Annotated in this window: 24 protein-coding genes; 14 read left to right on the plus strand and 10 right to left on the minus strand. The window is 45.2% G+C overall.

Features of this window, described 5'->3' with window-relative positions:
• The first annotated feature begins 78 nt into the window (after positions 1–78).
• The 7 genes from hfq (at position 79) to radA (ending at position 6,411) form a co-directional block, all read left to right on the plus strand.
• On the plus strand, positions 79–627 hold the full coding sequence (gene hfq, locus W234_RS0109210; RefSeq protein ID WP_025646569.1) for an RNA chaperone Hfq: 549 nt from the start codon (positions 79–81) through the stop codon (positions 625–627).
• Positions 628–830: 203 nt separating this feature from the next.
• Entirely contained in the window at positions 831–1,823 is a 993-nt protein-coding gene (locus tag W234_RS0109215) for a KpsF/GutQ family sugar-phosphate isomerase (protein WP_025646570.1), read from the plus strand.
• Between the two features lie 54 nt (positions 1,824–1,877).
• On the plus strand, positions 1,878–2,453 hold the full coding sequence (locus W234_RS0109220; protein ID WP_025646571.1) for a KdsC family phosphatase: 576 nt from the start codon (positions 1,878–1,880) through the stop codon (positions 2,451–2,453).
• Between the two features lie 6 nt (positions 2,454–2,459).
• Positions 2,460–3,056 (plus strand): LPS export ABC transporter periplasmic protein LptC, encoded by a 597-nt coding sequence (lptC, locus tag W234_RS0109225; protein WP_025646572.1) that lies wholly within the window; start codon positions 2,460–2,462, stop codon positions 3,054–3,056.
• A 260-nt stretch (positions 3,057–3,316) separates the two neighbouring features.
• A complete protein-coding gene (lptA, locus tag W234_RS0109230) occupies positions 3,317–3,799 on the plus strand; it encodes a lipopolysaccharide transport periplasmic protein LptA (RefSeq protein WP_227501940.1) in 483 nt (160 codons plus the stop codon).
• A 154-nt stretch (positions 3,800–3,953) separates the two neighbouring features.
• Positions 3,954–4,736: an LPS export ABC transporter ATP-binding protein gene (lptB, locus tag W234_RS0109235; protein WP_025646574.1), complete on the plus strand. Its 783-nt coding sequence runs from the start codon at positions 3,954–3,956 to the stop codon at positions 4,734–4,736.
• A gap of 232 nt (positions 4,737–4,968) precedes the next feature.
• Positions 4,969–6,411: a DNA repair protein RadA gene (gene radA, locus W234_RS0109240; protein WP_025646575.1), complete on the plus strand. Its 1,443-nt coding sequence runs from the start codon at positions 4,969–4,971 to the stop codon at positions 6,409–6,411.
• Positions 6,412–6,528: 117 nt separating this feature from the next.
• Here the strand turns inward: radA and W234_RS0109245 are convergent, their stop codons facing one another.
• Entirely contained in the window at positions 6,529–7,143 is a 615-nt protein-coding gene (locus tag W234_RS0109245; RefSeq protein WP_025646576.1) for a septal ring lytic transglycosylase RlpA family protein, read from the minus strand.
• A gap of 521 nt (positions 7,144–7,664) precedes the next feature.
• The gene (gene rodA, locus W234_RS0109250; RefSeq protein WP_025646577.1) at positions 7,665–8,807 is read right to left on the minus strand and encodes a rod shape-determining protein RodA; all 1,143 of its coding nucleotides are present in this window, start codon (positions 8,805–8,807) and stop codon (positions 7,665–7,667) included.
• Between the two features lie 334 nt (positions 8,808–9,141).
• Between rodA and W234_RS0109255 the strand changes: the two genes are divergently transcribed.
• Both W234_RS0109255 and W234_RS0109260 read left to right on the plus strand, forming a co-directional pair.
• Positions 9,142–10,071 (plus strand): D-Ala-D-Ala carboxypeptidase family metallohydrolase, encoded by a 930-nt coding sequence (locus tag W234_RS0109255; RefSeq protein ID WP_025646578.1) that lies wholly within the window; start codon positions 9,142–9,144, stop codon positions 10,069–10,071.
• Between the two features lie 213 nt (positions 10,072–10,284).
• A complete protein-coding gene (locus W234_RS0109260) occupies positions 10,285–10,839 on the plus strand; it encodes a hypothetical protein (protein ID WP_025646579.1) in 555 nt (184 codons plus the stop codon).
• Between the two features lie 412 nt (positions 10,840–11,251).
• Here W234_RS0109260 and W234_RS0109265 read toward each other — a convergent pair whose 3' ends face one another.
• The 3 genes from W234_RS0109265 to W234_RS14555 all read right to left on the minus strand — a co-directional run bounded on the left by W234_RS0109265 (position 11,252) and on the right by W234_RS14555 (position 14,597).
• A complete protein-coding gene (locus tag W234_RS0109265) occupies positions 11,252–12,796 on the minus strand; it encodes a M16 family metallopeptidase (RefSeq protein ID WP_025646580.1) in 1,545 nt (514 codons plus the stop codon).
• Between the two features lie 45 nt (positions 12,797–12,841).
• The gene (locus tag W234_RS0109270) at positions 12,842–14,284 is read right to left on the minus strand and encodes a M16 family metallopeptidase (protein WP_156923984.1); all 1,443 of its coding nucleotides are present in this window, start codon (positions 14,282–14,284) and stop codon (positions 12,842–12,844) included.
• A gap of 121 nt (positions 14,285–14,405) precedes the next feature.
• Positions 14,406–14,597 (minus strand): hypothetical protein, encoded by a 192-nt coding sequence (locus W234_RS14555; RefSeq protein WP_156923985.1) that lies wholly within the window; start codon positions 14,595–14,597, stop codon positions 14,406–14,408.
• 916 nt (positions 14,598–15,513) lie between these two features.
• On the opposite strand from W234_RS14555, the gene ftsY reads away from it, so the two are divergent.
• Positions 15,514–16,425, plus strand: a complete 912-nt coding sequence (ftsY, locus tag W234_RS14890; protein WP_238063290.1) for a signal recognition particle-docking protein FtsY — start codon at positions 15,514–15,516, stop codon at positions 16,423–16,425.
• A gap of 47 nt (positions 16,426–16,472) precedes the next feature.
• Positions 16,473–17,063, plus strand: coding sequence for a methylated-DNA--[protein]-cysteine S-methyltransferase (locus W234_RS0109280; RefSeq protein WP_413771577.1), 591 nt, complete (start codon positions 16,473–16,475; stop codon positions 17,061–17,063).
• 374 nt (positions 17,064–17,437) lie between these two features.
• On the opposite strand, the gene W234_RS0109285 is transcribed toward W234_RS0109280, so the two are convergent.
• Positions 17,438–18,190, minus strand: a complete 753-nt coding sequence (locus W234_RS0109285) for a YebC/PmpR family DNA-binding transcriptional regulator (RefSeq protein WP_025646584.1) — start codon at positions 18,188–18,190, stop codon at positions 17,438–17,440.
• A gap of 228 nt (positions 18,191–18,418) precedes the next feature.
• Between W234_RS0109285 and W234_RS0109290 the strand changes: the two genes are divergently transcribed.
• Positions 18,419–19,249, plus strand: a complete 831-nt coding sequence (locus tag W234_RS0109290) for an ion transporter (protein WP_025646585.1) — start codon at positions 18,419–18,421, stop codon at positions 19,247–19,249.
• Positions 19,250–19,331: 82 nt separating this feature from the next.
• Here the strand turns inward: W234_RS0109290 and W234_RS0109295 are convergent, their stop codons facing one another.
• Positions 19,332–20,720 carry an ABC1 kinase family protein gene (locus W234_RS0109295; RefSeq protein WP_025646586.1) on the minus strand — a complete coding sequence of 463 codons (1,389 nt, stop codon included), beginning with the start codon at positions 20,718–20,720 and terminating at the stop codon, positions 19,332–19,334.
• Positions 20,721–20,834: 114 nt separating this feature from the next.
• A complete protein-coding gene (aroQ, locus tag W234_RS0109300; RefSeq protein ID WP_025646587.1) occupies positions 20,835–21,323 on the minus strand; it encodes a type II 3-dehydroquinate dehydratase in 489 nt (162 codons plus the stop codon).
• Positions 21,324–21,741: 418 nt separating this feature from the next.
• Between aroQ and W234_RS0109305 the strand changes: the two genes are divergently transcribed.
• Both W234_RS0109305 and W234_RS0109310 read left to right on the plus strand, forming a co-directional pair.
• Entirely contained in the window at positions 21,742–21,957 is a 216-nt protein-coding gene (locus W234_RS0109305) for a cold-shock protein (RefSeq protein WP_025646588.1), read from the plus strand.
• A gap of 293 nt (positions 21,958–22,250) precedes the next feature.
• Positions 22,251–23,405: a DEAD/DEAH box helicase gene (locus tag W234_RS0109310; protein ID WP_025646589.1), complete on the plus strand. Its 1,155-nt coding sequence runs from the start codon at positions 22,251–22,253 to the stop codon at positions 23,403–23,405.
• A gap of 207 nt (positions 23,406–23,612) precedes the next feature.
• On the opposite strand, the gene W234_RS0109315 is transcribed toward W234_RS0109310, so the two are convergent.
• Both W234_RS0109315 and ccoS read right to left on the minus strand, forming a co-directional pair.
• The gene (locus W234_RS0109315; protein WP_025646590.1) at positions 23,613–24,467 is read right to left on the minus strand and encodes a sulfite exporter TauE/SafE family protein; all 855 of its coding nucleotides are present in this window, start codon (positions 24,465–24,467) and stop codon (positions 23,613–23,615) included.
• 59 nt (positions 24,468–24,526) lie between these two features.
• Positions 24,527–24,775, minus strand: a complete 249-nt coding sequence (ccoS, locus tag W234_RS0109320; RefSeq protein WP_025646591.1) for a cbb3-type cytochrome oxidase assembly protein CcoS — start codon at positions 24,773–24,775, stop codon at positions 24,527–24,529.
• Positions 24,776–24,795 lie beyond the last annotated feature (20 nt).

Raw genomic sequence — 24,795 nt, forward strand, 5'->3', positions numbered from 1 at the left:
GTTATAATTTAGAATGATTTTTCTTAGTATAAAATCACAGTACATTACAATAAAATAATAACTATTAGGAGAATTTTTATGTCAAAAGGACAGACTCTACAAGATCCGTTTTTGAACTCATTGCGCAAAGACCGTATTCCAGTGTCCATTTTTCTAGTGAATGGCATTAAGCTACAAGGCCAGATTGAGTCTTTTGACCAATATGTGGTGTTATTAAAAAATACCGTTAGCCAAATGGTTTATAAGCATGCCATATCGACAGTAGTACCAGCGCGAAACCCTCGTAGCAGTACAGCGTCATCTTCTAGTAGCAGCGCACAATCCTCAGGCTCGGCTAGTGGCTACCAAGGCGGCGGCTTTGACCGTGGTAATCAAGCGGGCGGTATGAGTAGTGGCTACGAAGAGCGCGGCTTCCCTGCAAATCGTAGCGGCTTTAATCGTAGCGGTTTTGGACAAGATCGCGGTTTTGAGCGCGGCGGCTTTGGTCAAGACTCTAATCGTAGCGGCTTTGGAGCAAGCTCTGATCGAACGGGCTTTGGTCAGGATCGCGGCTTTGAAAACCCAGGCGAGAATACCGGCCTAAATGATACGCCAAAAGAGGACTTTAACGATAGCGACAATCATTAATCGCCATTATTCTTCTAAGTTTCCTAGGTCAGCTGGTATGGCCGATAGTTTCATGAAGCTGTTGTAGTAAATGAAGACCTACTCACGCAGTGGGTCTTTTTTGTATTTGCTCAACACATTATTGATCCCATTTAGAGCGCGGTTACTAAAGTTGTCGATAATATAGTAAAATAGGCCATCAAATAATCAATAATGAGTTATATATGAACAGCGGTAACAGTCATCTCACTCATGAGCAGTTTATAGCGACTGCTATTGAAGCTATCAACACAGAAAAAGCCGCCTTAGCGCTACTAACCGAGCAAATAGACGATCGGTTTGCTCAGGCTTGCGATATTATTTTGGCCTGCCAAGGACGCTTAGTGGTCACTGGCATGGGTAAGTCAGGACTGATCGGTCGCAAAATAGCCGCAACCTTTGCTTCTACGGGCACGCCAGCATTTTTTATGCATCCAGGAGAGGCCGGACATGGCGACTTAGGAATGCTAGTGCACGGTGATGTGTTATTGGCCATCTCCAATTCGGGTGAGTCTGATGAGATCAAAACCCTACTCCCTGTCGTCAAGCGCCTTGGCATACCGCTCATTAGCATTAGTCGCGACAAGCGGGGGATGTTGCCACGAGCGGCTGATGTCGTATTGACCTTAGGTCAGTCGCAAGAGGCGTGCCCGCTCAATTTAGCGCCAACGTCGAGTACGACCGCAACGCTCGCTTTGGGCGATGCATTAGCAGTAGCTTTAGTGCATGCGCGTAATTTCACTTCAGAGGATTTTGCTCTATCGCATCCTGCCGGTGCGCTTGGGCGTCAGCTATTAACGCGGGTTGAGGATCTGATGCACACCAGTAGTGAGAATCTGCCTTTAGTCAATCAGCAGGCGGCTCTCAACGAAGCACTGTTTACCATGACCAATGGTCGCTTAGGCATGACAGTAGTCGTCGATGATAAAGATAAAGTAGTCGGGGTGTTTACCGATGGCGACTTACGCCGAGTACTTGAAAAAGGCATCGATTTGGCCACGCCGATGCGCGAGATTATGACTACAAATCCGCGTCATGTCAGTAAAACCATGCGCGCCTCTGATGCCTTAAGTGTGATGAATGAAAATGCGATCAGCCAGCTATTGGTAATGGATGAACAAGGTCATCTAGATGCTATTATTACCGTTCATGACTTATTGCAAGCAGGGGTAAAATAACCCTTTCTCACTGAGCATAAATTATAGATAAAAACTAATAATAAGAGGTAGCCTATGCAAGATTTAATCGAAAAAGCCGGTAAAGTTAAAATGCTAGTGTTAGATGTCGATGGTATTTTGTCCAATGGGCAGATTATTTATGATGCAAACGGGGTTGAAACCAAAGCTTTTTCGGTACAGGATGGCGTAGGTATCAAGGCATTAGCACGTTATGGTATTTTGACCGCGATTATCACCGGTCGTCGTAGTCCTATGGTAGACAAACGCGCCAAAGAGATAGGTATCGATTATGTGGTGCAAGGCCGAGATGATAAAGTTGTGGCGCTAAAAGAGCTGATGACTATGGTGGATAAAGCTGCTGATATCACCACAGCAGACTGCGCCTACATGGGGGATGACTTGCCAGATATAAAGGCGATGCAAACGGTCGGGTTTGCGGCCACAGTACCTAATGCCCACTCTGAAGTTATCAATCGCAGTGATATGGTCACTACGCGCGCGGGCGGTTACGGTGCGGTGCGTGAGATATGTGACCTTATTTTGAAAGGTCACGGGCATTACGAAGCGTACATTGCAGGCTATACCTTAGAGGGTAGTGCTCCCCACAGTGCAGAGTCATCAGTAGGATAAATTATAGTGAATACTCGTGTCTTAATCATCTTGGCCCTAATCATCGCTGGTATCGCAGGATGGTTTTTTCAGCAGCAAGCAGAAGTGACGCCGCCAGTGAGTGTGGGTCCCTCAGAAGTGGACTACGAAGCTACTGATATTAAGGCAGTACAGACTAATGAGCAAGGCGAAACAGAGTATGAGCTCAACGCTGAATCGCTAAGGCATGATCCTAATACTAATCAGGACATAATGTCCGGTATTACTATGAACTGGGAGCCATCAGCTAAGCAGCTGTACCGTATTGAGTCAGGAACGGCAACGGTCAATCAAGAGACCGGTGAGCTGCACCTGTACGGCGGCTTTAGTTTAGCTAGCCAAGATCAGCAAAAAACCACCAAAAATGGTGAGAAAATAGCGCCTATAACCGTGACAGGTGAAGCATTAAAAGGTAATACCCAATCAAAGCAAGTTTATAGTGAGCAGCCCGTACAAGTCGTCCAAGGCGCCAATCGTTTTGAAGCGGCTAGCATGACAGCCAATTTAGAAACGGGCGAGTATGAGTTTGAGCAAGTGGCCGTAATGTTTACTCCTGCTGAGCGTCAGGATAAGGCGCTTTTTTAACTCAGTATATTTAATTTTAAAGCGCTTTAACTATGAGTTGTGAACTATAAATTGTGAACTGTAAGTTGTTAACTATAAACTACCTTTCATTATAAAAATTTTAAAGTATAAAACCGTTATTGAATAATCACGACTACTGCTGCTTTTCATACCTATCATAAAAAGAGTATCCAAACATGAAATCAAGTCTTTTGCCTATAGTTCGTGCGCTAGCGCCCAAGCTATCAGCAGCATCTCATATAAGCGCCCTTCCAGTAGTTATGCTGCTAGCTCTGCCTATCTATAGCCATGCGCTACCTTCTGATGCCAATCAGCCTATCAAGCTGCTTGCCGATCGTGCCACGTATAGCGAGAGTACTGGCGTAACGAGCTATTCAGGAACAGTGGTTATTACCCAAGGCACGCTCAAATTAACAGCGGATAATATTACGGTCAATCTCTCAGAGCAGCGCAGCATCCAATCAGCTGTGGCAACCGGTCGACCGGCGACGATGCAGCAAGTGGTGACCGCTGAAAAAGGCTTAGCAAAAGGCCGCGCTAATAAAATTGATTATAATGCGGCCACTGGCATCATGACTTTGACCGGCAATGCAAAATTGACGCAAAACGGTGCAAGCTTTGCAGGTAATGTGATTCGTTATAGTCTCAAAGCAGGGGATGTCGAGGCGACAGCGGGCGGTAATCAGCGCGTAGAATTGATCTTCCCGCCTAATAACAATACCAATCAGACGGGCATACGTTAGTTTACAGCCATTATTAAAACAGCCACTACTAAAATAACCACTACTTAAGACAAGTAGCGCATTATATTACGCCGGTAGCCTAATTATCGTTTTAAATTGACGCGTCTAGATAAGCGCTAAAGTTTATAAGACTTAAATAGAGCATGAGTAAGTTATGATAGACAATAATGAGAGCAGCACCTCATCAGCAGTGAGCTCTGCAGCGCCAGTACCCCTGCGCTTATCGATGCAGAACTTAGGCAAGCGCTACGGTAAGCGCTGGGTCGTCAAAGACGTGTCGTTCTCTGTTGAACAAGGACAAGTGGTTGGCCTGTTAGGTCCAAATGGCGCGGGTAAGACCACTAGTTTTTATATGGTAGTTGGTCTCGTCAATATGGATAAAGGCCGCGTTAGCCTAGGAAAAATGGATCTATCTAAATATGCTATGCATGAGCGGGCGCGGGCAGGGATAGGCTATCTGCCGCAAGAGGCTTCTATCTTTCGTAAGCTGTCTATCGAAGATAATATACTGGCTATTTTGCAAACGCGCAGCGAGCTGTCTGCAAATGAGCAGCGCCAAGAGCTTGAAAAACTGATCGCTGAGTTCCATCTAGAGCATGTCCGTAGCTCTTTGGGCATGAGCGTCTCAGGGGGCGAGCGGCGCCGCTGCGAGATTGCTCGAGCTTTGGCTGCAGATCCAAAGTTTGTGCTATTAGATGAGCCGTTCGCTGGCGTTGATCCTATATCCGTGGGTGATATCAAAGAGGTGATACTCACCTTAAAAAATCGCGGTATTGGCGTGCTGATTACTGACCATAATGTTCGTGAGACGCTAGCGATTTGCGAAAAGGCGTATATTGTCTCAGAAGGCGCTATCATCGCTGAGGGCTCTTCTCGTGAAGTGCTAGAGAACGAGTTGGTTAAGTCCGTCTATTTGGGTAAAGACTTTCAGGTTTAAAGTTTATTCCTGTTGATGAACTAGTATTTTATTTGTCATATCTTTCTTTTATGACGACTTTATTTTAATCGTTTATTAAACGACGTCAATTAGGTAGCCAAGTGGTCTTGGCTATCATCTCCTATCCTTTATTTTTACTACCTCCTTATTTAATACACTATATCTTCTTTTATTCCTAGACTTTTGATCTTATATTCGTTTGAGCTCATAATTCACTTAAGGTGCATATACTATGGCAAAAAATAAAAGCAGCTACGTCTGCCAAAATTGTGGTGCTCACTTTGGTAAGTGGGCGGGGCAGTGCAGCGACTGCGGCGAATGGAATACCTTAGTCGAAGCGCCAGATGTTAGTATGCCGCATCATAATAAAAGCTCAGCTAAGTCGGCATCCAGCCGTGCTACGCCGCGTGCTAGCAGCGCCCCTGCAGGGAACTATTCGGGAACGCATAGCGCAGTGATGCCGCTAAATGCAGTGAGCGTCACTTTAGATACCCGCCTGCCAACTGGCATCAGTGAGTTCGACCGCGTATTAGGCGGCGGCTTAGTGGCAGGCTCGGTTGTGCTTATCGGCGGTGACCCTGGTATCGGCAAATCCACTATCTTGCTACAGACAGCGACCAATATGGCGAGAGCGGACTCATTAGCGGGTAGCGCGCTATATGTCACCGGCGAGGAGTCATTAGCGCAAGTTGCTATGCGCGCCAAACGTTTAGAATTACCAGCAGACAGACTGCGAGTCTTGGCTGAGACTAATGTAGAGACCATTTGCGCCGCGTTGACTCAAGAGCAGCCCGCTATTGCCATTATTGACTCTATTCAGACGATCTACACTGATGCTATCAATTCAGCTCCCGGCGGTGTCAGTCAAATTCGTGAGTCAGCAGCGATTTTGACTCGTTATGCCAAGCAGACGGGGACTGCGCTGTTTTTAGTGGGTCATGTGACCAAGGAAGGTACCTTAGCAGGCCCTAGAGTGCTTGAGCACATGGTGGATACGGTACTGTATTTCGAGGGTCAGTCTGACTCGCGCTTTCGCATGATTCGCGCCGTCAAAAACCGTTTTGGTGCGGTGAATGAGTTAGGCATTTTTGGTATGACGGATATGGGGCTCAAGGAAGTCGCTAACCCATCAGCGATATTTTTAAGCCGTTATGATAAGCCAGTGGCAGGGTCGGTGGTCATGGTGAGCCGAGAGGGCACACGGCCACTATTAGTGGAGGTGCAAGCTTTAGTTGATGACTCACAAGGGCAGCCAAGGCGTATGGCGCTAGGGCTTGATTATCAAAGAATGTCTATGCTGCTTGCGGTAATGCACCGACATGGCGGCATCCATACGAGTGGGCAGGATGTCTACGTCAACGTCGTGGGCGGTGTAAAGGTGATTGAGACCGGCTCTGATCTAGCAGTGCTGCTCGCTTGTGCCTCTAGTATAAAGGAGAAACCGCTACCTTCTTCATTAGCGGTATTCGGTGAAGTCGGGTTGTCCGGTGAGATACGTCCTGTGCCGAACGGACAAGAGCGCCTAAAAGAAGCGATGAAGCATGGATTTAAGCATGCCATCATCCCTAAGTCCAATGCACCCGCTGCCAACTCAGCTCAGTTTAAGGGCATCAATGTCATAGCCGTAGAGCGTCTTGACGATGCTATTGAAAGCGCCTTTGAGATAGACTTTTAGCTATTAATTGCTGTATCCGTTTATTATGCGCAACAAAAAGAGCGCCTAGTTCGTTAAACTAGGCGCTCTTTTTAGCTTAATAAAGCTATCCGCTGCAATAATAACAGCTAATCAAGATTAGGGACCAGCAACGCGTTCGATTGAGACGTTACCGACGCCTTTACTGGTGATGCCCAACTGCTTAGCTGCACCGTAAGATAAGTCTAAGACTCGCTTACCATGGAAAGGGCCACGATCATTGACTTTTACTACCACGCTTTTACCATTGTTTTTGTTGGTCACCTTTACATAGCAGTTCAGTGGTAGTGAGCGGTGAGCAGCGGTTAGAGCGTTCATATCGAAGGTTTCACCGCTGGCTGTTTTACGACCATGAAACTTACGACCGTACCATGATGCCAGACCCGTTTGCTTAAATTTGCCTACAGAATTGGAAGCCACAGCGGTCAAACGCTCTAGCACATCTTCGTCATTACTCGCCTGCGAGCTGTCGGCAGCTAGTAACGGGCTGTTTAATGCCAGTGAAGTTGGCTTGCGGGCTGATTTGACTAGGCTTGATGCACCATCGTGCTGGCGAGTTAACTCACCTAATACGCGATCAATATGGGAGGCGTTATCTTGAGATATTGCAGACAGCGCAGGACTCGTCTCTGCTGCTTGAGCATTAGAGATAACAGCAGAACCAGTAAATAGAACCACTGACATTGTCAGTAAACCAGATAGACGCTTATTCATATATACCTCTTTGACTTGTACTCTAAAACTTGAGCGCAGAAATATTAAATCATAGTAACTTATGCCGATTACCAGTAGACCGGCTTTAATCGCGCTGGCTGTTTAGAGTGATACTGCTATGTATTCTAGTACTAGCAGATAAAAGCCATTATTTTTAAAGTAGGGTAAGTTTATCTTTATATAAACAATTCAATAACAAATAAAATAATCAATGTCGGACTATACTTGCAAGTTATGGCTTCACTATATACTTATGAAAAGTTGCTTAGCAGCTCTGTATAAGTTATGTACCATATTACGATTTAAACAGGTTATCGTAATTGAACCGTAATGACAAGTAAAAAACCTTGCAATGTTATACAAATTACAGCTCTAGTTAAGTTTAGCTAATTAAAGCAACCTTTTTATAAAGTTACTCTGTTCTCAGCTAGTTTATGTCTAGCGTCTATATAAGGACAAGGGACATAAAAATAAAGCTATTAAAGCACTGTAACTATAACTAAGACGTTGAATAAAAAGCGCTAGGCGGCTCTATGCGTATGGATAGACATTAGCAAACCGAAGCCTGCCATCAAAGTGACAATTGCCGTACCCCCATAGCTGATAAAGGGTAGCGGAACACCAACTACAGGCAGGATACCGCCGACCATGCCTACATTGACAAATATATAGACGAAGAATGACATGGCGATAGCCCCTGCCAATAGCCGACTGTAATTGTCTGGATGAGTAAAAGCGATGAATAGAGCACGGCTTAATAAACAGGCATAAATAAACATCAATAACATGACGCCGACTAAGCCAAACTCTTCTGAGAATGCCGCGATAATAAAATCTGTATGACCCTCAGGCAAAAAATGCAGGTGCGATTGCGTGCCGTCTAAGTAGCCTTTACCTGTTATACCACCAGAGCCAATAGCGGTCTTCGACTGTATAATATTCCAGCCCGCGCCTTGAGCATCTGCGTCTGGATTAAGCAAAGTCAAAACTCGCGTGCGCTGATAATCATGTAATAAAAAATACCAAGCAAAGGTCACAAGCGGTATTGATAGTGCGACAGCGCCAGCGATCATCCACCATGATAGACCCGCCAAAAATAACACAAAAATACCACTAGCTGCGACCAACAGCGACGTCCCCAAATCAGGCTCTTTGGCGATTAATAGAACAGGGATCATAATAAGCGCTAGTGTACCGACGATGCTCGTCCACGATGGCGGTAGCTCACGCCTAGAGAGAAACCAAGCGCACATCATCGGCATGCCAAGCTTCATAAATTCAGAAGGTTGTACGCTACCAAAGCCTGGTAAGTTGATCCAGCGCTGCGCCCCCATACGCACCTCGCCAATGAGCTCGACTAGTACTAATAAAAACAGCCCTAATACATAAAATATAGGTGTAAAGCTACGGTATATAGTTGGCGGTATCTGCGCCATAGTAAACATCACGGCAAAGGCTACCACGTAACTGACCATTTGACGCATGACCATACTTACGTTCTGAGTCGATGCGCTATATAAAATCGTCAGGCCGATACAGCACAACGCTAGCAGCAGTAAGGTGAGCCAAGGATCAATGTGGATGCGCTGCCAAATGTTAGGCTCATGACGCTGGCCGAGGTGATGGCTTTGACGTGAAAAACGATATTGCAAATTAGAGGACATAGATAGAGTCGATACTAAAGAGAGAAGGTCAATGAGACGTTACGGATAACGCTAAACTATAAAGAGGGCGCAAAAACACATGATTGTAAATGATTATAAAAAGTCACGTGATTATAAAGATTATGATAATAAATGTTAAAAGCGAAGCTATTGCTTATTATGATAGACGATATTTTAGCCTGCTTACTCAAAATTTGATAGTATCCATAGATTATACTACAGCTATAGACTCAATACTCTTTGTGAGTGCTTGCAAGCGATATTGACTTGATCATCTAGCGATAGGCGCTGTGTCTTAATAAATTCGATAAATATCTAGTGGTAATAATTGCATATGATAAACACAAAAAATATGGCAGCGCTTAGCAAGCTGACGTTATTAACGCTGGCGTGCACGACTAGTATCTATACGAATGCTGCTATCTTAAATGATAGTAGCGAGCGCCGTATTCAAGTACGTCAGGGCAGTAGTACGACTACTGGTCAGGTTTATATCTCCCCTGCCAATACCAGTGTCATCAGAGGCGACAGTATGCAAGGACTGATTGCCCAAAAAAACCGGCAGTACAATTTCGATGCCAAGCTCTCTATCGAAGAGAATCAGCGGGTTATCACGCCTAGCCGCTCACCGCGTTATAACACCTCTTATAACACAGCTTATAATACTCAGTACGGCAGTCCGAATAACAACCACGACAGCTACTATGGTGATAGGAGTGCGGACTTCAATACTTGGTTAAACAGTAATCGCTTCCGCGCGCAGCAAGTCGGCGACTATCAGCGTTATCTCAGCTCACAGTTAGGGACACGAAACGTACCTCCGATGGAGCAGTTACTGACTACCGCTCGCAGCTGGGATCGCTGTGGTTATGAGCCTTTTCAGTTGCCGCCGCGGGAGCTTTGGTCAAATATGGTACCGACGCTAAGCTTATATAGTCAGCTAAAAAACCAAGGCGTGCTGCCTGCTAGTACCGAGATTCGTTCTGCCTATCGCAGTCCCAGCCTCAACTCCTGTGCAGGCGGTGCCAGAAATAGCAAGCACATGACGGCGGGCGCGATAGATGTTTGGGTGCCTGAATATGACGGAAATCTGTGGCAGCTGAGCCGTATGCAAGATAGCTTATGTCAGTTTTGGCAATATCAAGGTCAAGCTATGGACTTTGGTTTAGGATTATATTCGACAGGGGCGGTACATTTAGACTCGCAAGGTTACCGCAAATGGGGCTTTGGTAACACCAGTAGTAGCTCTTCTTGCCGCTACTAGTAAACCATTCTGAATAATTGTTTACCCTTTAGACCTATAGGTCATTTAATAATGTTTAATAAAAGCCTATAGTATGTTTTAATGCCTAGACTGTTTTTGCAGAGAGGATAAGTTATTCCTCTGCTGTCATTGGGTAGTACTATCAAATATCAGAGCTTACTATAAAATATTTTATTTTAAGGTTGAAGCGCTTAAAAAGCAAAGGGTATAACAGTGTCAGATAAACAATTGTCTCGAGTAGCGAACCGCTATTTAGCTCAGAGTAATCCGGTAGGGCTCACTAAAAAATACTCAAGCTTTTTGGCTCTAACAGTCAGTACAGGATTGCTCTTTATCTCTGCTTGTACTTCTGATAAGGCGAATTCGCCTATAGCAGATGAGCCAGCTGTAGTAAGAGAGCAAGTCCAGTCTGATATCGAAGATAAAATTGTGAACTCATACGCCCGTGTTGCTGCTAAAAAACCGGATCTATGCCCAAAGCTCGTTCAAAAAGAGGTAGATAATACTGTAATCGAACGCAAAGCTGAGGTTATGGTAAATAACAGCTGTGATTACTTCTTATATCCTAAAGTAGGCGAACACATAGCGGTCAGTCTTAATAACGATCAGATAGAAGCGTTATTGCTTACCCCAAAGATTTACAACTTTGCTAATGGCGACTACGAAGTGCTGTCTTACGACAAGCACGTGATACGCCTGTCTTATGATGGCGCAGGCTACAAGCCTGAGCAATTTAGTTATGACGTGACGATAGCCATTACAGAATAAGCTGTCTTGTAAGGGCGTGTTGAACATTCACAAATGCGCACTGCTGATAGCTACTAGTTAATCAAAGCTGTGTTCTAGTCGTCGTTAAAATTGCAGATAATGCTTATTGCATTGGTTAGCTGATTTTATTTAAACAGTCACAACGACTAGGGCGATTTTAGCATCAGCCCTAACTACAACAACAGGGACAGGACTATTTTTTGCCACTTTATTGATAAAAATAGACGCTTAGAACGACTAAACTTACTATTTTTATCTGCAAATCGCCTAAAAAATAGTCTCTGTCAGTGCCAAGGTCGAATGTTCAATACGCCCTAATAAAAAACTAGTACAGCGCGTTTAAAGTTAAATGGCTATACGTTCAAACGCCCTACTAGGATTGTTTTTATCTTCCTGTCTTTTTATTCGCGCTTTACTCTTTAGCGCTATCGCCTTTATCCTGCGAAGGGTCATCCGCTCCCACAGTCACAATCAAAAACTTATCGGTATCTAATGTGCTGCGTAACGTTTCGTTGACTTCAGCGAGCTTGACGCTATCAATACGGCTCATATAATCCTTCAGATAGCTGTCAGGTAAGTGATAAAAATTCATCATACCAAGCAAGCCGTTGATGCCTGCATTACTAGCGAAGCTCATAGGAAAGCTATTCTTTAGATTATCAGTGGTTAGGCGCATCTCATCTTTCGTAATTCCTTCCTCTAAAGTATCGTTAATCACGCCTAAGCTGGCATCGATAGCCGCGCGCGCTTTATCGTTGCGCGTTGAGAAGCCAATCTGGTAGGGGCCGCGCGCAAGCATTGGGTTCATAGCGCCTGAGATACCATAAGTGTAGCCCAAGTTTTGGCGAATCTCAGTCATTAATCGCGCATTAAAATTTCCGCCTGCTAACACATCATTACCCACCGCAAAGTTGGTTTGCTGCTGCTGGGCAATAGGGTCAGTGGCACGCTTAGTACCCAGTTGCCCCATTAACACAGTGGTCTGAGTGCTGGGGAAGTCAATATGAATGTTTTGTGACTGCGTTAATGGCTTAGGCTCAGGTAATATCGGCGCCGTTTTGCCTCTTGGCAAGTTATTGGTGATGTCATTTGCCAGCCGCTTCGCTTGCGCTAACGTCAAATTACCTGTCATCGCAAGAGAGGCGTTATTTGCGACCAAATAGCGGTTCTGAAAGTCTTGCAAGTCTTTTTGGTTCAGAGTCGGCACCGTCTCAAGTGTACCAGAGGAGGGGTGAGCATAAGGGTGCGTGCCATAGAGCGCTTTGTTAAAAGCGAGACTGGCAAGGCTACCTGGATCTTGTTTTTGTTGCTGCAGACCGACTAGGAGTCTAGCTTTATTGCGGGCCAGTATTTGTTCATCAAAAGTCGGCTCAGTGAGCATCTGGGTCATCAAGTCGATAGCGGGGAGCAGATGCTCATCATCAGACAAACTTCTGAGAGAGACGATAAACATATCCTTATAAGCGCTACTATTTAGCGTAATACCTAGAGTCTCCACCGCGCGAGTGAAGTTATCTTCATCTCTGGTCTCAGTGCCCTGCGTGAGCATAGTGGCGGTCATGTTAGCGATACCAAAACCTTGCTTGCGAATACTGCCATCACGGGCGCTACCGGCGTTGAAACGCAAATCGATATCGACGATAGGGAGGGCAGTAGTACGGACAAAAGAGACGGGCACGCCGGAGACAGTCGTGAAATGCTCAATATCAGGCACAGTCATTTTCAAAGGAGCAACGTTATCAAGGCTTGTGAGTTTTGACAGGGCGGCAATAGGCGCACGGCTATCAACATTTGTAGCTGAACCTTTATAGTCTTCAGCAATATCAGTATCGGCAAGAGCAGTATTAGAGAGCGCAGCTAGGCCTAACAGGAGGCTACTGGTTAAAGTGGTGAGTAAGGCGCTTGGCGTAGCCTTTTTGGTAGTTGACTTAGTGACCAATGACGGTTTTTTATTCATAGCTCTTTCTTATTTGTAGTAGGCATTTGAGTAGCAGTGTGCTCATTAGCGATGCTTTTTGACCGCATTATCAGTACTGGTGTTAGCCGTGCTGTTAGGCGGCACAATGTGCATAACGGTCAAATTGTCTTCGACGAGATACTTTTGACTGGCAGCCTGAATGTCAGCCACAGAGACTTTATCGAGCTTAGCTGGTAGGTTGGCGATTATTCGATCATCAATACCGATGGTCTGTAGCGAGCCAATCATACGCGCTTGTCCTGCCATGCTGTCTTGCGCGTAGACGAGACCGGTCACGGTATTGGTTTTTGCCCGAGCAATCTCGTCCGCCTCGATAGGATCGCGCATGAGCTTATCGATCTCATTGCTAATAGCTTGCTGCGCTTGCTCTAAGCTGACGCCTTCACGCGGCGTGGCTTGGATGAGAAACAGTCCATCGCCGCGATCAAACAAATCATAAGAAGTACCGACGCTAGTCAGTAAGTTCTGCTCCCGAATGAGCCGGCTCTCAAGTCTGGCTGAGAGTCCGCCATCGAGGACGTCTTGTGCTAACGATAAAGCATAGGCTTGGTTTTCGTGACCTAAGCCTACGGTCAGTAAGCTTGGCACGTTAAAGCCCATCAGCAGTACTGGCACTTTTACCGCTTGCTCTGAGTCGACCTTTTGATAGCCGCGAAAGCCTTGTTGACGAACGGATGGACGCTCAGGCAGCGCGCTTGGTTTAAGCTCACCAAAGTAACGTTTGACTTGCGACAATACCGCTTCAGGCTGCACATCTCCTACGATGACTAACGTAGCATTATTAGGCGCATACCAAGCCTGATACCAGTCTTTGAGCTCGCCTAGGGTGATAGATTCAAGCTCATCCATAGGCCCAATTACCGACTCACCTTTAGGGCTATCAGGTAGGGCGAGCAGACGAAACGACTCATAAGCTTTGGCTAGCGGGTTATCATCGGTGCGTTGGCGGCGCTCCTCCATGACCACTTGATGCTCTTTGGCAAACTCCTCTTCATTGAACAACAAATTTGTCATGCGATCGGCTTCAAGCTCTAATGCGAGCGGCAAGCGATTGACCGGAAACAGCTCGTAGTAGCCAGTGTAATCGTAGCTAGTAAAGGCATTGTTTGAGCCGCCAAACTTAGCGATTAGACGCTCATAATCATCGCTTGAAACGTCAGCGGTGCCTTTGAACATCATATGTTCAAGTAAATGCGAGATACCGCCTTTATCCACGGGCTCATCTGTCGAGCCGACACAGTACCAGATCTGGGTCATAGCGACAGGAGCACGGTGATCTTCTTTGATAATGACTTTAAGACCATTATCTAACAGATACTCATGACGACCTGAGAGATCCATTTGTAAATCAGATGCGCTATTCGCCGTCTCGCTAGCCACGTTTGGTGAAGTAGCGGTCTGCGCTGCTGGAGTTGCAGTCACTGTTGTAGTCTGACAGGCAGCGAGCGTAGCTATCAAGCTTAGCATGCCCGCAGTTCGCCGTAATAAACGAGACGGTTTGGATGAATAATGGTAACGCTTCACAAGCATAATATTCTCAAATGTTAAAAACGATAAATAGGGCTATATCCATTAAAGTGCTACGCAATTAGATGGATTTATGCCCGCCAACCATGACGCTTGCGGTAGGTTTAAGACCTTGCGTAGTGTGACAACCACTCGTTACCAAAGCGGATGCCGCGATGGCTACAGCTAGAGCACCTGTCAGAACTGTCTTAGAAACAGTCGTTTTGGGCTGAGGTTTTTTATTAATGTTATGAGTGGATAGGGTAGATGACATGAGCGTTCCTGATAGTAAAAATCGAGTAATAAAAGCCTAGTAATAAAAGTCTGATCCTACTTGATCATAATGGCACTAAACAAATCGATGGCTAAGGATAGGCCAATCTTATTTAAACTGAGGTCGGAGTTTTGTGTCTAAATCTTAAGCGAAGCTTGCATAGCTCTTTATTTATTAAGTGTATAGCTAGTAACATATCTAATTGGTATCTCATTAGAATTTGGTAGCTGTGTTTTTATAAGCTTATTTTTATAAGCTTCGACAACTAGCATTAATGAGGCTGCACCGAATTATGCTAAACTAAGGTATATGCATCTATGCTTCTTATACGTTTCTTATAACACGGTAACTCATTAAAACTAGGGTCTATTAAACAGATCCTAAATAATACTTTGATCAATTTTAGGGCAAGTTTATGAATAATGCTGACAATCCCAATCGCGTGGTTATCAATCTAGATGGTGATCTAGATAATTTAGATGACGATGATATTACCTTACCCAGTTTGCCGGTGCAATCGGTCGATATTATTGATGAGGCGAAGTCTGCGAACACGACTCCTATTGAGCCTACAGAGGCTACGGAAACCGCATCAGATAAAGCTGCCAACGCTACGCAAGTGGGTAATATAGCGTTAGGATCCCCTATTGTGTCGCCGGAAGCAGACAGCGAAACGCCAAACCAGTCCATAGACGTAGCAGCTAGTGATGACAAGACTGATATCAATAATGACTCAGCTGAGTTTGATGTCTCTAAGGTTGACGTACCAAAAATGCCCTTACAAGCACAGTTAGGAGAAGCTACAAACGCTAGCAAAGAGGACGCTCATTTAGAACCAAGCACAAAGGCGACAGCGCAAGACGATCTACAAACCACTGAGCCTAAAGGCGGTAAAAAAGGCAGTTGGTTCAACCGGATGAAGTCAGGTCTGAGTAAATCGCGCAAAAATCTAGCTGAGGGGATGGTCAGTATCCTTATCGGTGGCAAAGAGATTGACGATGAGCTGCTAGAGGAAGTGGAAGATCAGCTGCTCGTTGCAGATATCGGGGTGAATGCGACTAATCGTATTATCAAGAGCTTAACTGAGCAGACCGCTCGTGGCGATCTGATTTATGCGCATTCTCTTTATAAAGCGCTACAAAACGAGCTGGTCGATATTTTGACGCCAAAAGTTGCGCCGCTGATGATTGATACTAGTAAAAAGCCCTTTGTGATTTTGATGGTTGGCGTCAATGGCGTGGGTAAAACCACGACTATAGGTAAGCTTGCCAAACGCCTGCAAGGCGAGGGTAAATCAGTAATGCTTGCCGCTGGAGATACATTCAGAGCGGCCGCGACTGAGCAGCTACAGATTTGGGGTGAGCGTAATAATATCCCTGTCGTGGCTCAAGGTCATGGCTCAGATAGTGCCTCGGTTATCTTTGATGCGATGCAATCGGCTAAGGCAAAAAACATCGATGTACTGATTGCTGATACTGCTGGGCGCTTGCAAAATAAAACCCATCTGATGAGCGAGCTTGAAAAAGTCGTACGGGTCATGCGTAAGGCGGATGAAACAGCGCCGCACGAAGGTATGATTGTCCTCGATGCTGGTACTGGCCAAAACGCGATTAATCAAGTTAAGCTATTTAATGAAGCAGTACCGCTGACTGGTATTACAGTGACTAAGCTTGATGGTACTGCCAAAGGCGGGGTAGTCTTCAATATCGCTGAAACTACCGATGTTCCTATTCGCTATATTGGCGTTGGCGAGTCTATTGATGATTTGCGCGCCTTTAGTCCTAAACAATTTGTCGCGGCGCTCTTTGAGACGGATGATAAAGAGTAGCAGCTGATGCTTAGTGCATTTACATAGGTCTTTGAGGACAAGAGATAATGATACTAGTTACCACGACCAAACTACAAACCTATAGGCTCGTCTTGATGGTGATTCAAAGTGAGGGCAGCTCAGCTGATAAAGACGAGCCGAAGCTTGTGCAAGTCAGCTGGCTGTCGCAGGATCAATGGTGGACGGACGCAAAATCATTTGCCAAGCTCAAAAAGCAATATCAATTGGCAGATAGCGACTTTAAGTTTATTGAAAAAAATAGCCTAAGCACAGACGAGCCGGCACAAGCGGTATTGATTGACGCTATTATTCAAATTCGGGAGTATGCGTTAGAAGAAAGGAGGGTTTTTGATTTGCCGCTTGACTTATCACTAGGGACTACATTTCAGCAACAAGTCTGGCAAGCACTACAAGAGATTAAGCATGGTGAAACCATAAGCTATGCTACTTTAGCGCGCCGCATCGGCAACCCCAAAGCGTTTCGCGCGGTCGCCAATGCCAACAGCAACAATCCTTTTAGTCTCGTTATTCCTTGTCACCGAGTCATAGCTAGCGATGGCAAACTTGGCGGTTATACGGGCGGCCTAGACAAAAAACAGTATCTGCTAGCGCTCGAAGGCGTGAAGTGCAAGAGGTAAAATTACGCTTAGGGCGTGATGAACATTCAAATGTGGCACTGGCGGCGGCTATTTTTCAGGCAATACGCAGTGAAATTTTCGAATCCTAGTCATTCTAGGATAGACAATTTCACCATGTATTGGCAAAAAAGAGCCCCGCCCCAAAGGGCTGATGCTAAAATCACCCCAAACGGTGTTGTAAACCTAGCTAAGGCCTCGACATTATCGTCGGTTTACGCCTAGTTTGGTGCGATTTTATCTATCAGCAGTCCTAATATTTGAATGTTCAACACGCCCTAGTTTTATATAAAAATAAAGGCTAAACGTTGTACACGTTTAGCTTTTATAAATATTAGAGTTTAATCAAATTGAGTCATGATGCATGATGCACTTAGTTACTCTGACTCCAGCTGCGCCATAACCTCATCTGAGATATGGACATTGCTATAAACCTCTTGTACATCATCGATATCTTCTAGCATATCGAGCATTTTCATCACTTTTTCAGCGTCATCTACATTATCGATCTCCGCACTAGTTGCAGGGGCCATAGTGACCTCAGCACTGTCAGAGACTAAGCCTGCTTGATTAAGCGCATCTTTGACTTGACCGAAGCTTTCCCATTCAGTTGTAACAAGCAACGACTCGCCATCGTTCTCGACATCGAGCGCGCCAGCATCAAGTGCAGTCAGTAGCACATCGTCTTCGAGGCTGACATCATCGAAGCGAATCTCGCCGCGTTTGGTAAACAGATAAGCGACAGAACCGCTCGTGCCCAAGTTACCATCAAACTTAGTAAAAGCATGACGGACTTCGCTGACTGTGCGGTTGAGGTTATCAGTCATAGTCTCAACTAATACTGCTACGCCGCCAACACCGTAGCCTTCATAACTGACTTCTTCCATGTTTTCGTTGTCACCGCCGCCGGTGCCGCGATCCACCGCGCGATTGATAGTATCGCGGGTCATATTGACAGACAGCGCTTTTTCTACAGCGGCTCGAAGACGCGGGTTTTTATCAGGGTCAGGATCGCCTTGCTTGGCAGCTGACACAATCTCACGAATGACTTTAGTAAATATCTTACCTTTTATCGCATCCTGACGAGCTTTTTTGTGTTTAATGTTTGACCATTTGGAATGACCTGCCATATTACATCCTTAAAGTTTACCTAAACGGCTGATGTCTAAGTGTGCGATTTGTATATTGTTAAAAGCTATTTTTTGCTACACTGTGACAACCTGATTGTGGGTTAGTACGCAAATTAGCCTGAGTGAATGAGCAGTATTATAAACCACTTATAGCTATTTTGACAAAACTCCTCTTTGGCGACTAAGCCTATTTATCAGAATCACCTTCCGACTTAAGCCCTAAACTCTATGAAGCAACCAACCGCTGAAGCTATTACTCATATGCGTAATCGTATCCATGTCATCATTGAGGGCACAGATACGCGTCTAGGTAAGCTTTTTGATATCGTGTTACTGATTGCCATTTTGACCAGTGTCGCTGTGGTGATGCTCGATAGTGTGCTTTATATGCGTTTGCAATATGGCACTTTGTTTTTTTACGCTGAATGGTTTTTTACGATTTTATTTACCATTGAGTATTTGCTACGCTTATTTTCAGCGCCAAACCGCTTTCGATATGCCTTTAGCTTTTTTGGTATTGTTGACTTACTGTCGGTACTTCCAAGCTATCTAAGCTTACTGTTTGTGGGCGTGCAGTATCTATTAGTGATCCGTATTTTGCGGATTCTGCGCGTATTTCGGGTGCTCAAGCTCAAAGCTTACATGCAGCAAGCGGGCTTTTTGGCCTCAGCCTTGAAGACCAGTCAGCAAAAGATTACCGTCTTCTTTTTATCCTTAGTGCTGCTCGTGACCATCTTTGGCTCGGTGGTATACGTGGTGGAGGGCCCAGAAAATGGATTTACCAGTATTCCGCTTTCCATCTATTGGGCAGTAGTGACGGTAACGACTACCGGTTATGGCGATATGTCACCGAAGACACCGATCGGGCAAGCGATTGCATCGATGGTGATGATCACCGGTTATGCGATTATTGCCGTGCCTACGGGTATTTTTACCGCTGAGCTGGCGCGTAATATGCGCCCTCAGCTCAACCCTATTACTTGTCCAAACTGTGGTAAATTTGGTCATGCGGTAGGGGCTGGATACTGTGATCGTTGCGGCCACGCGCTACATGTTTAATCTAGTATCGGAGTGCTTAGTAGTAAGTCGTTTGTACTAAGTACTGGTACTAATTAATTGATGCTAAGACTACTATTAAAGCCTACTGATCTGGAGTCTCAGTAAGCTGCGGCGAGATAGGTGCTACCGGCTCTGCTTTGGTTAGGTTAGCTGCTGAGGATTCTGCTGTCGTGACTTCTAGATATTCATCAACCAAAGGCGACAAATCAATCTCCACGCCAAGATTAACGAGATTCCAGTATTGTCCTGACACTGTCCGATCGAGCATCATCGTGGTCGCTGAGGGCTGAAACTGATTAAAGTACTTCAATGAAGTACGCATTTGCGTGATCGCTTCGTGATGGACTTGACTGCTTGCAAAGTCAAAATCGCCTTCGTGATAAGGGGCAATAGATAAAGGTTTAAGGCCGATAGCGAGCCACTGTTTATAAAACTCCCCTGGAATATCCGTATCATCGTCACGGCGTATGCCTAGCGCAATAAGATCTTGCTCAAGCGCGGTCACATCGCTGCGCACGGCATGCTGAGCAAAGCGTCGAAATAGCTGTACTTCATGATCACTATAGCTACGGATACCGCCGAAATCGTAAGCGATGACGCTGCCATCAGGACGAAACGCAAAATTCCCTGGATGCGGATCGCAGTGCATTCGGTACAAGCCAAATAGTTGCCCGGCACTAAAATGAAACAGACGCTTAGCGATTTTTTGTTTGATATCATTATCCCAAGTAGCAGCGGTCGCTAGGCTCTCGCCCATCTCTTCGCTCAAAGTAAGAATACGCTTTGAGGAGTGACTGCCGATCACTTTAGGAATAACAAGCCCGGTATCGCTAGCATGAAACGCGCCAAACACTCTGAGGTTACTCGCTTCTTTAATATAATCTAGCTCATCATATAAGCTGCTACGAATCTCATCAAAGAGCTGATTTTGTAGCTCGCGACTCATATTGAGCACACCGGCGACTTTCAACGCCATTCGTACTTGCTTCAGGTCGCTATCGCAGTTTTCATCGACATTAGGGTATTGAACTTTGACGACTACGTTTTGACCTGAAGGCAGGGTTGCTTTATGTACTTGCCCGATAGAGGCGGCGGCGAAAGGCGTTTCTGCAAAATCAGCAAACAACTCACTAATAGGCGCTTTTAGCTCGCGCTCAACTTGCGAGCGTATCTGCGAGTAGGGCATAGGCGGTGCGTCTTTTTGTAGCTTCTCTAGAGCCTCTGCAACCTCTGGCGGAAAGACGTCTTTATATTGCGAAGCAATTTGCCCCACTTTCATCACCGCGCCTTTCATTTCACCTAGCGTCTCAGCGATTTGAATACCCACATCTTGCATCAGCTCTGATCGAGCTTGCAAGCGCTTTTCTTCATCGCTCGATAGATGTTTAAAAGAGTTTTTAGCAGCTTTACCTGCGATGCTTGCGGTCATACCTGCAAGCTTCATAAAGCGTTTTCCGGACGTTTTTGCCATTCATATCACCATCTATCGAGTATTGAGTCGTCACCTTTTTATTAAGGCGTTTTTGTTTTAATCAAGCGACTCTATTTATATTAACCACCAAAATTTAGGCTTAAAACACTCTGCTTAATCCGCTAAATTTGCTTGATATAAGTGAGCTAGCCAATACTCCAACGCCATCTGATAGCCTAAATGTCCAAGGCCGCAGATGACGCCGGTTGCAATATCGCTCAGATAAGAGTGCTGGCGAAACGGCTCGCGGCTATGAATATTGGATAAATGCACTTCGATGAAAGGCTTTTGTGTGGCGAGTAGAGCATCGCGGAGCGCCACCGACGTATGCGTAAAGGCACCGGGGTTAATAATGACGGCATCGACTTGTGTATCCTTATTCGCTAACAAACCATAGTGCTGAATCTCATCGACAAGTGTACCTTCGTGATTGGACTGAATACAGATAAGCTCAATATGATGTTTGGCTGCTTGCGACTGCAGGCGTGCTTCGATATCAGCTAAAGTTGTATGGCCATATATTTCAGGCTCGCGTTTGCCTAATAAGTTTAGGTTGACGCCATTGACTACGAGTAGCTTACGGTTATAAGTAGATGCATCCATACTGGCCTCAGTAAATAAAATAGCTCAATAACAATAAATAAAGGAGATAATAAGTAGATAACATAAGATAAAGAACGCTAGCGACAAAAATCTGACTTGTTAGTAACCAGTTATAATAACAGTTTAAGCAATATTGCTGAAAATTTATCCAAAAAGACTTTAACCCGTAAAAATCGTACTAAAAGCCTTTAAGTTACTAAAAACCCGTGCTATGATATTTTCAAGCAACATAGGTTACAAATTTATTACTGGTGAGTTCAATAATAGTTTTGTCGTCTGCCTACCATTAGTTGCTATCTTATAACGATATAATAGCAACTAATGGGTCTGTAATTCTAATATCATTATCTTAGTACCCGTTTATATGCAATGTTGCAAAGGAATTTGGGGCTAAGCGCACTGTTTAGGAAGTTTTATTATGTCAGCTCGTGAGCAAGGTATCGTTAAGTGGTTTAATGACTCAAAAGGGTTTGGTTTCATTCAACGTGATGGCGGCGAGGACATCTTTGTCCATTTTCGCGCGATTCAAGGCGATGGTTACCGCTCTTTGAAAGATGGTGAAAAAGTGGAGTTCAGTGTGGTTGAAGGCGAAAAAGGCCTACAAGCTGAAGAAGTTAGAAAACTAGAAGAGTAGACGCTGCAGGCGTTATGGCGCTTTGTCATAATATTGGTAGCAACTACGCTATACTACCGAGTCAAACCTGTCTCATTTAGCCCGTATTGTATGTATAATCATATGTACAGGTAAAATGAGCCACTAGGTTTGGCTCTTTTGCGTTTTATAGCTAGGATATTGGCTTTTGCTTTGCACTAGTACTAGCAGACGCTATCATTACTTTAAAAGTAATCGTAGTGAAAGTAGTGTTAATGCTGATCAGCATGGGCTGTAGGCGTGTTAATAGACGCTTCACCTATAAGGATGATTTTTTGAGTAATTTTACCACTTTTAGTGACTTACCATTATCAGCGCCGACATTACGCGCTATTCAAGATTTGGGCTTCACTGAGCTCACCGCTATTCAAGCGCAAATATTGCCGCATACTTTAGCGCATCAAGACGCTATTGGACAGGCACAAACTGGTACCGGTAAGACCGCGACGTTTTTGATTACGATTATAGAGGCGCTACTGAAGCGACCTTTTGATAATGATGAGGCGCGCTATCTAGGGGAGCCGCGAGCGGTGGTGATGGCACCAACGCGGGAGCTTGCGCAGCAGATATTTGATGATTGTGTGGAGCTGACCAAATACACTGACTTGCATAGCGTTTGTATTATGGGCGGGACGAGCTATGATACTCAGCAGCATGAGCTTGAACGTAAATATATCGATATATTGATTGCTACTCCTGGACGTCTCATTGATCTGATGCATAAAGGGATGGTCTATTTAGATCGGGTAGAGGTATTAGTATTAGATGAGGCGGATCGTATGCTCGATATGGGCTTTATCCCTGATATCAAGCGCCTAGTCGGCCGGATGCCAGCGAATAGTGATCGTCAAAGCTTATTGTTTTCAGCGACTTTTAATCAAGACGTGATGAATCTAGCCTATCGCTGGCTACATGAGCCGCAGTTTGTAGAGATTGAGCCTGAGCACAAAACCAGCGAGCTGGTCGAGCAGCATTTTTACCTGTTGACTGAAGAGCAAAAGCTGGCCGCGTTGCAGCGTATCATTGCAGATAATAGCGTCGATAAAGTGATTGTCTTTGCTAACCGTAAAGATCAAGTGAAGCGCCTATATCATAAGCTGCGCCAAACCCATAAAACGGTCATGTTATCGGGTGATGTCATCCAACAAAAACGCGAAAAGTACTTGCAGCGCTTCAAAGACGGGAATGCGTCTGTGTTGGTCGCAACCGATGTAGCAGGACGCGGCATTCATGTTGACGATATCAGCCATGTGGTCAACTATACTTTGCCCGATCAGCCAGATGATTATGTGCACCGTATTGGCCGTACCGGGCGCGCTGGACAAACCGGAATTAGTATCAGCTTTGTGAGCGAAGACGATGCTTTTAACTTGCCAGCCTTAGAGAAGCATTTGGATACTAAGTTTAGTCTTGAGCAGTGGCAAGAGTAGGGCGATATGTATCGTCTAGACTCGGGCGTGCCCTTATTTTTAAGCCATTTAGGTGACTAGCAATTAAATTAAGGACACGCCCTAATACAAAAAGCCCTTAATCTCAGTAGTGAGGTTAAGGGCTTTTGGCTAAAGTGTCTTAGTAAAATACGATTATTTCGAAATAAAGACGAGCCTTAGCTGTCGATACTTTTATATGTATGATGTCTACGAAGACGGCTCGTGGTGTGTATGATGACTCATGGCATCATCACTCATATCATGCATACTATGATCGACTGTGCTATCCATCTGGCTCATATCATGATGGGCTGTGCTGTCTGCATCAGACATCATCGCTGAGTGACTGCCATGATCCATTTGCCCATGGCCACCGCCGTGTCCACCGTGCATATTTGCCATGACCATAGGGATGGCAACGACAGCCAAGCCAGATAGCACCATGATTGCGCCATTGAGCTGTCTTAGATGAAAGCGGCCAATTTTTTCACGTAACCAGCCGACCGTCTCATGGGTGGCGACCAGCATCGGCACCGTGCCAAGACCAAAAACAAACATCAACGCTGCACCGCCCAAAGGATTGTGAGCGACCACCGCGATGAGTAGGGCGCCATATACCAAACCGCAAGGCAAAAAGCCCCAAAGTAGACCAGCTGTCAATGCACGTGGAAAGGTGTTTAGGGGAAATACCTTTTGGCGTATCGGGCTTAAGAACTGCCAAAAGCGCATACCAAAGCGCTCAAGCTTATTCAAAAAAGGCGCGCCAAGCATGGTCACACCCACAAAGACCAACACTGCGCCCAGTAAAATACGTGGCAAGCTATTGCCTTTCATGAGTGGCTCTAACACCGTCGTACCGATAAATCCTGCCAGCAGACCTAACAGTGCATAACTGCTCAGACGGCCAAAATGATAAGTAAAGACAAGAGCGCGGCGCTTGGCTAGGCTGACATCCTTCATCGATAGACTAAAAGCCGTGACTAAGCCTCCACACATACCTAAGCAGTGCGGAGAACCAAAAAAACCCATAAATAATGCGGCAATAAGTAAAGCTGTGGTCATACAGAACTTCTCCTAGCAAACAAGAGCACTGTCGGTCTTGATACAAAGGTAAATAAAAATTAGGAGTTGGAGTGTGAATTATCTTCGTTGTTATCGATATGAGTATCAGCGGTATCAGAGGGTTGACTCGTGACCTCTTCATGGGCTTGAATCACCTGACGACGCTCTTGACGATCCTCTAAGATAATACGCTGAGAGGCGTTATCTAAATCCTCAAATTGATTGGATTTTACCGCATAACGCACCGCCCAAATGGCGACGACAAATAGCATCAAACTCAAAGGAATCAACAAAAAGATACTGAGCATCATAAACCTCTAACGGTTAA

The sequence above is a fragment of the Psychrobacter sp. TB15 genome (genome assembly GCF_000511655.1).
GTDB lineage: Bacteria > Pseudomonadota > Gammaproteobacteria > Pseudomonadales > Moraxellaceae > Psychrobacter > Psychrobacter submarinus.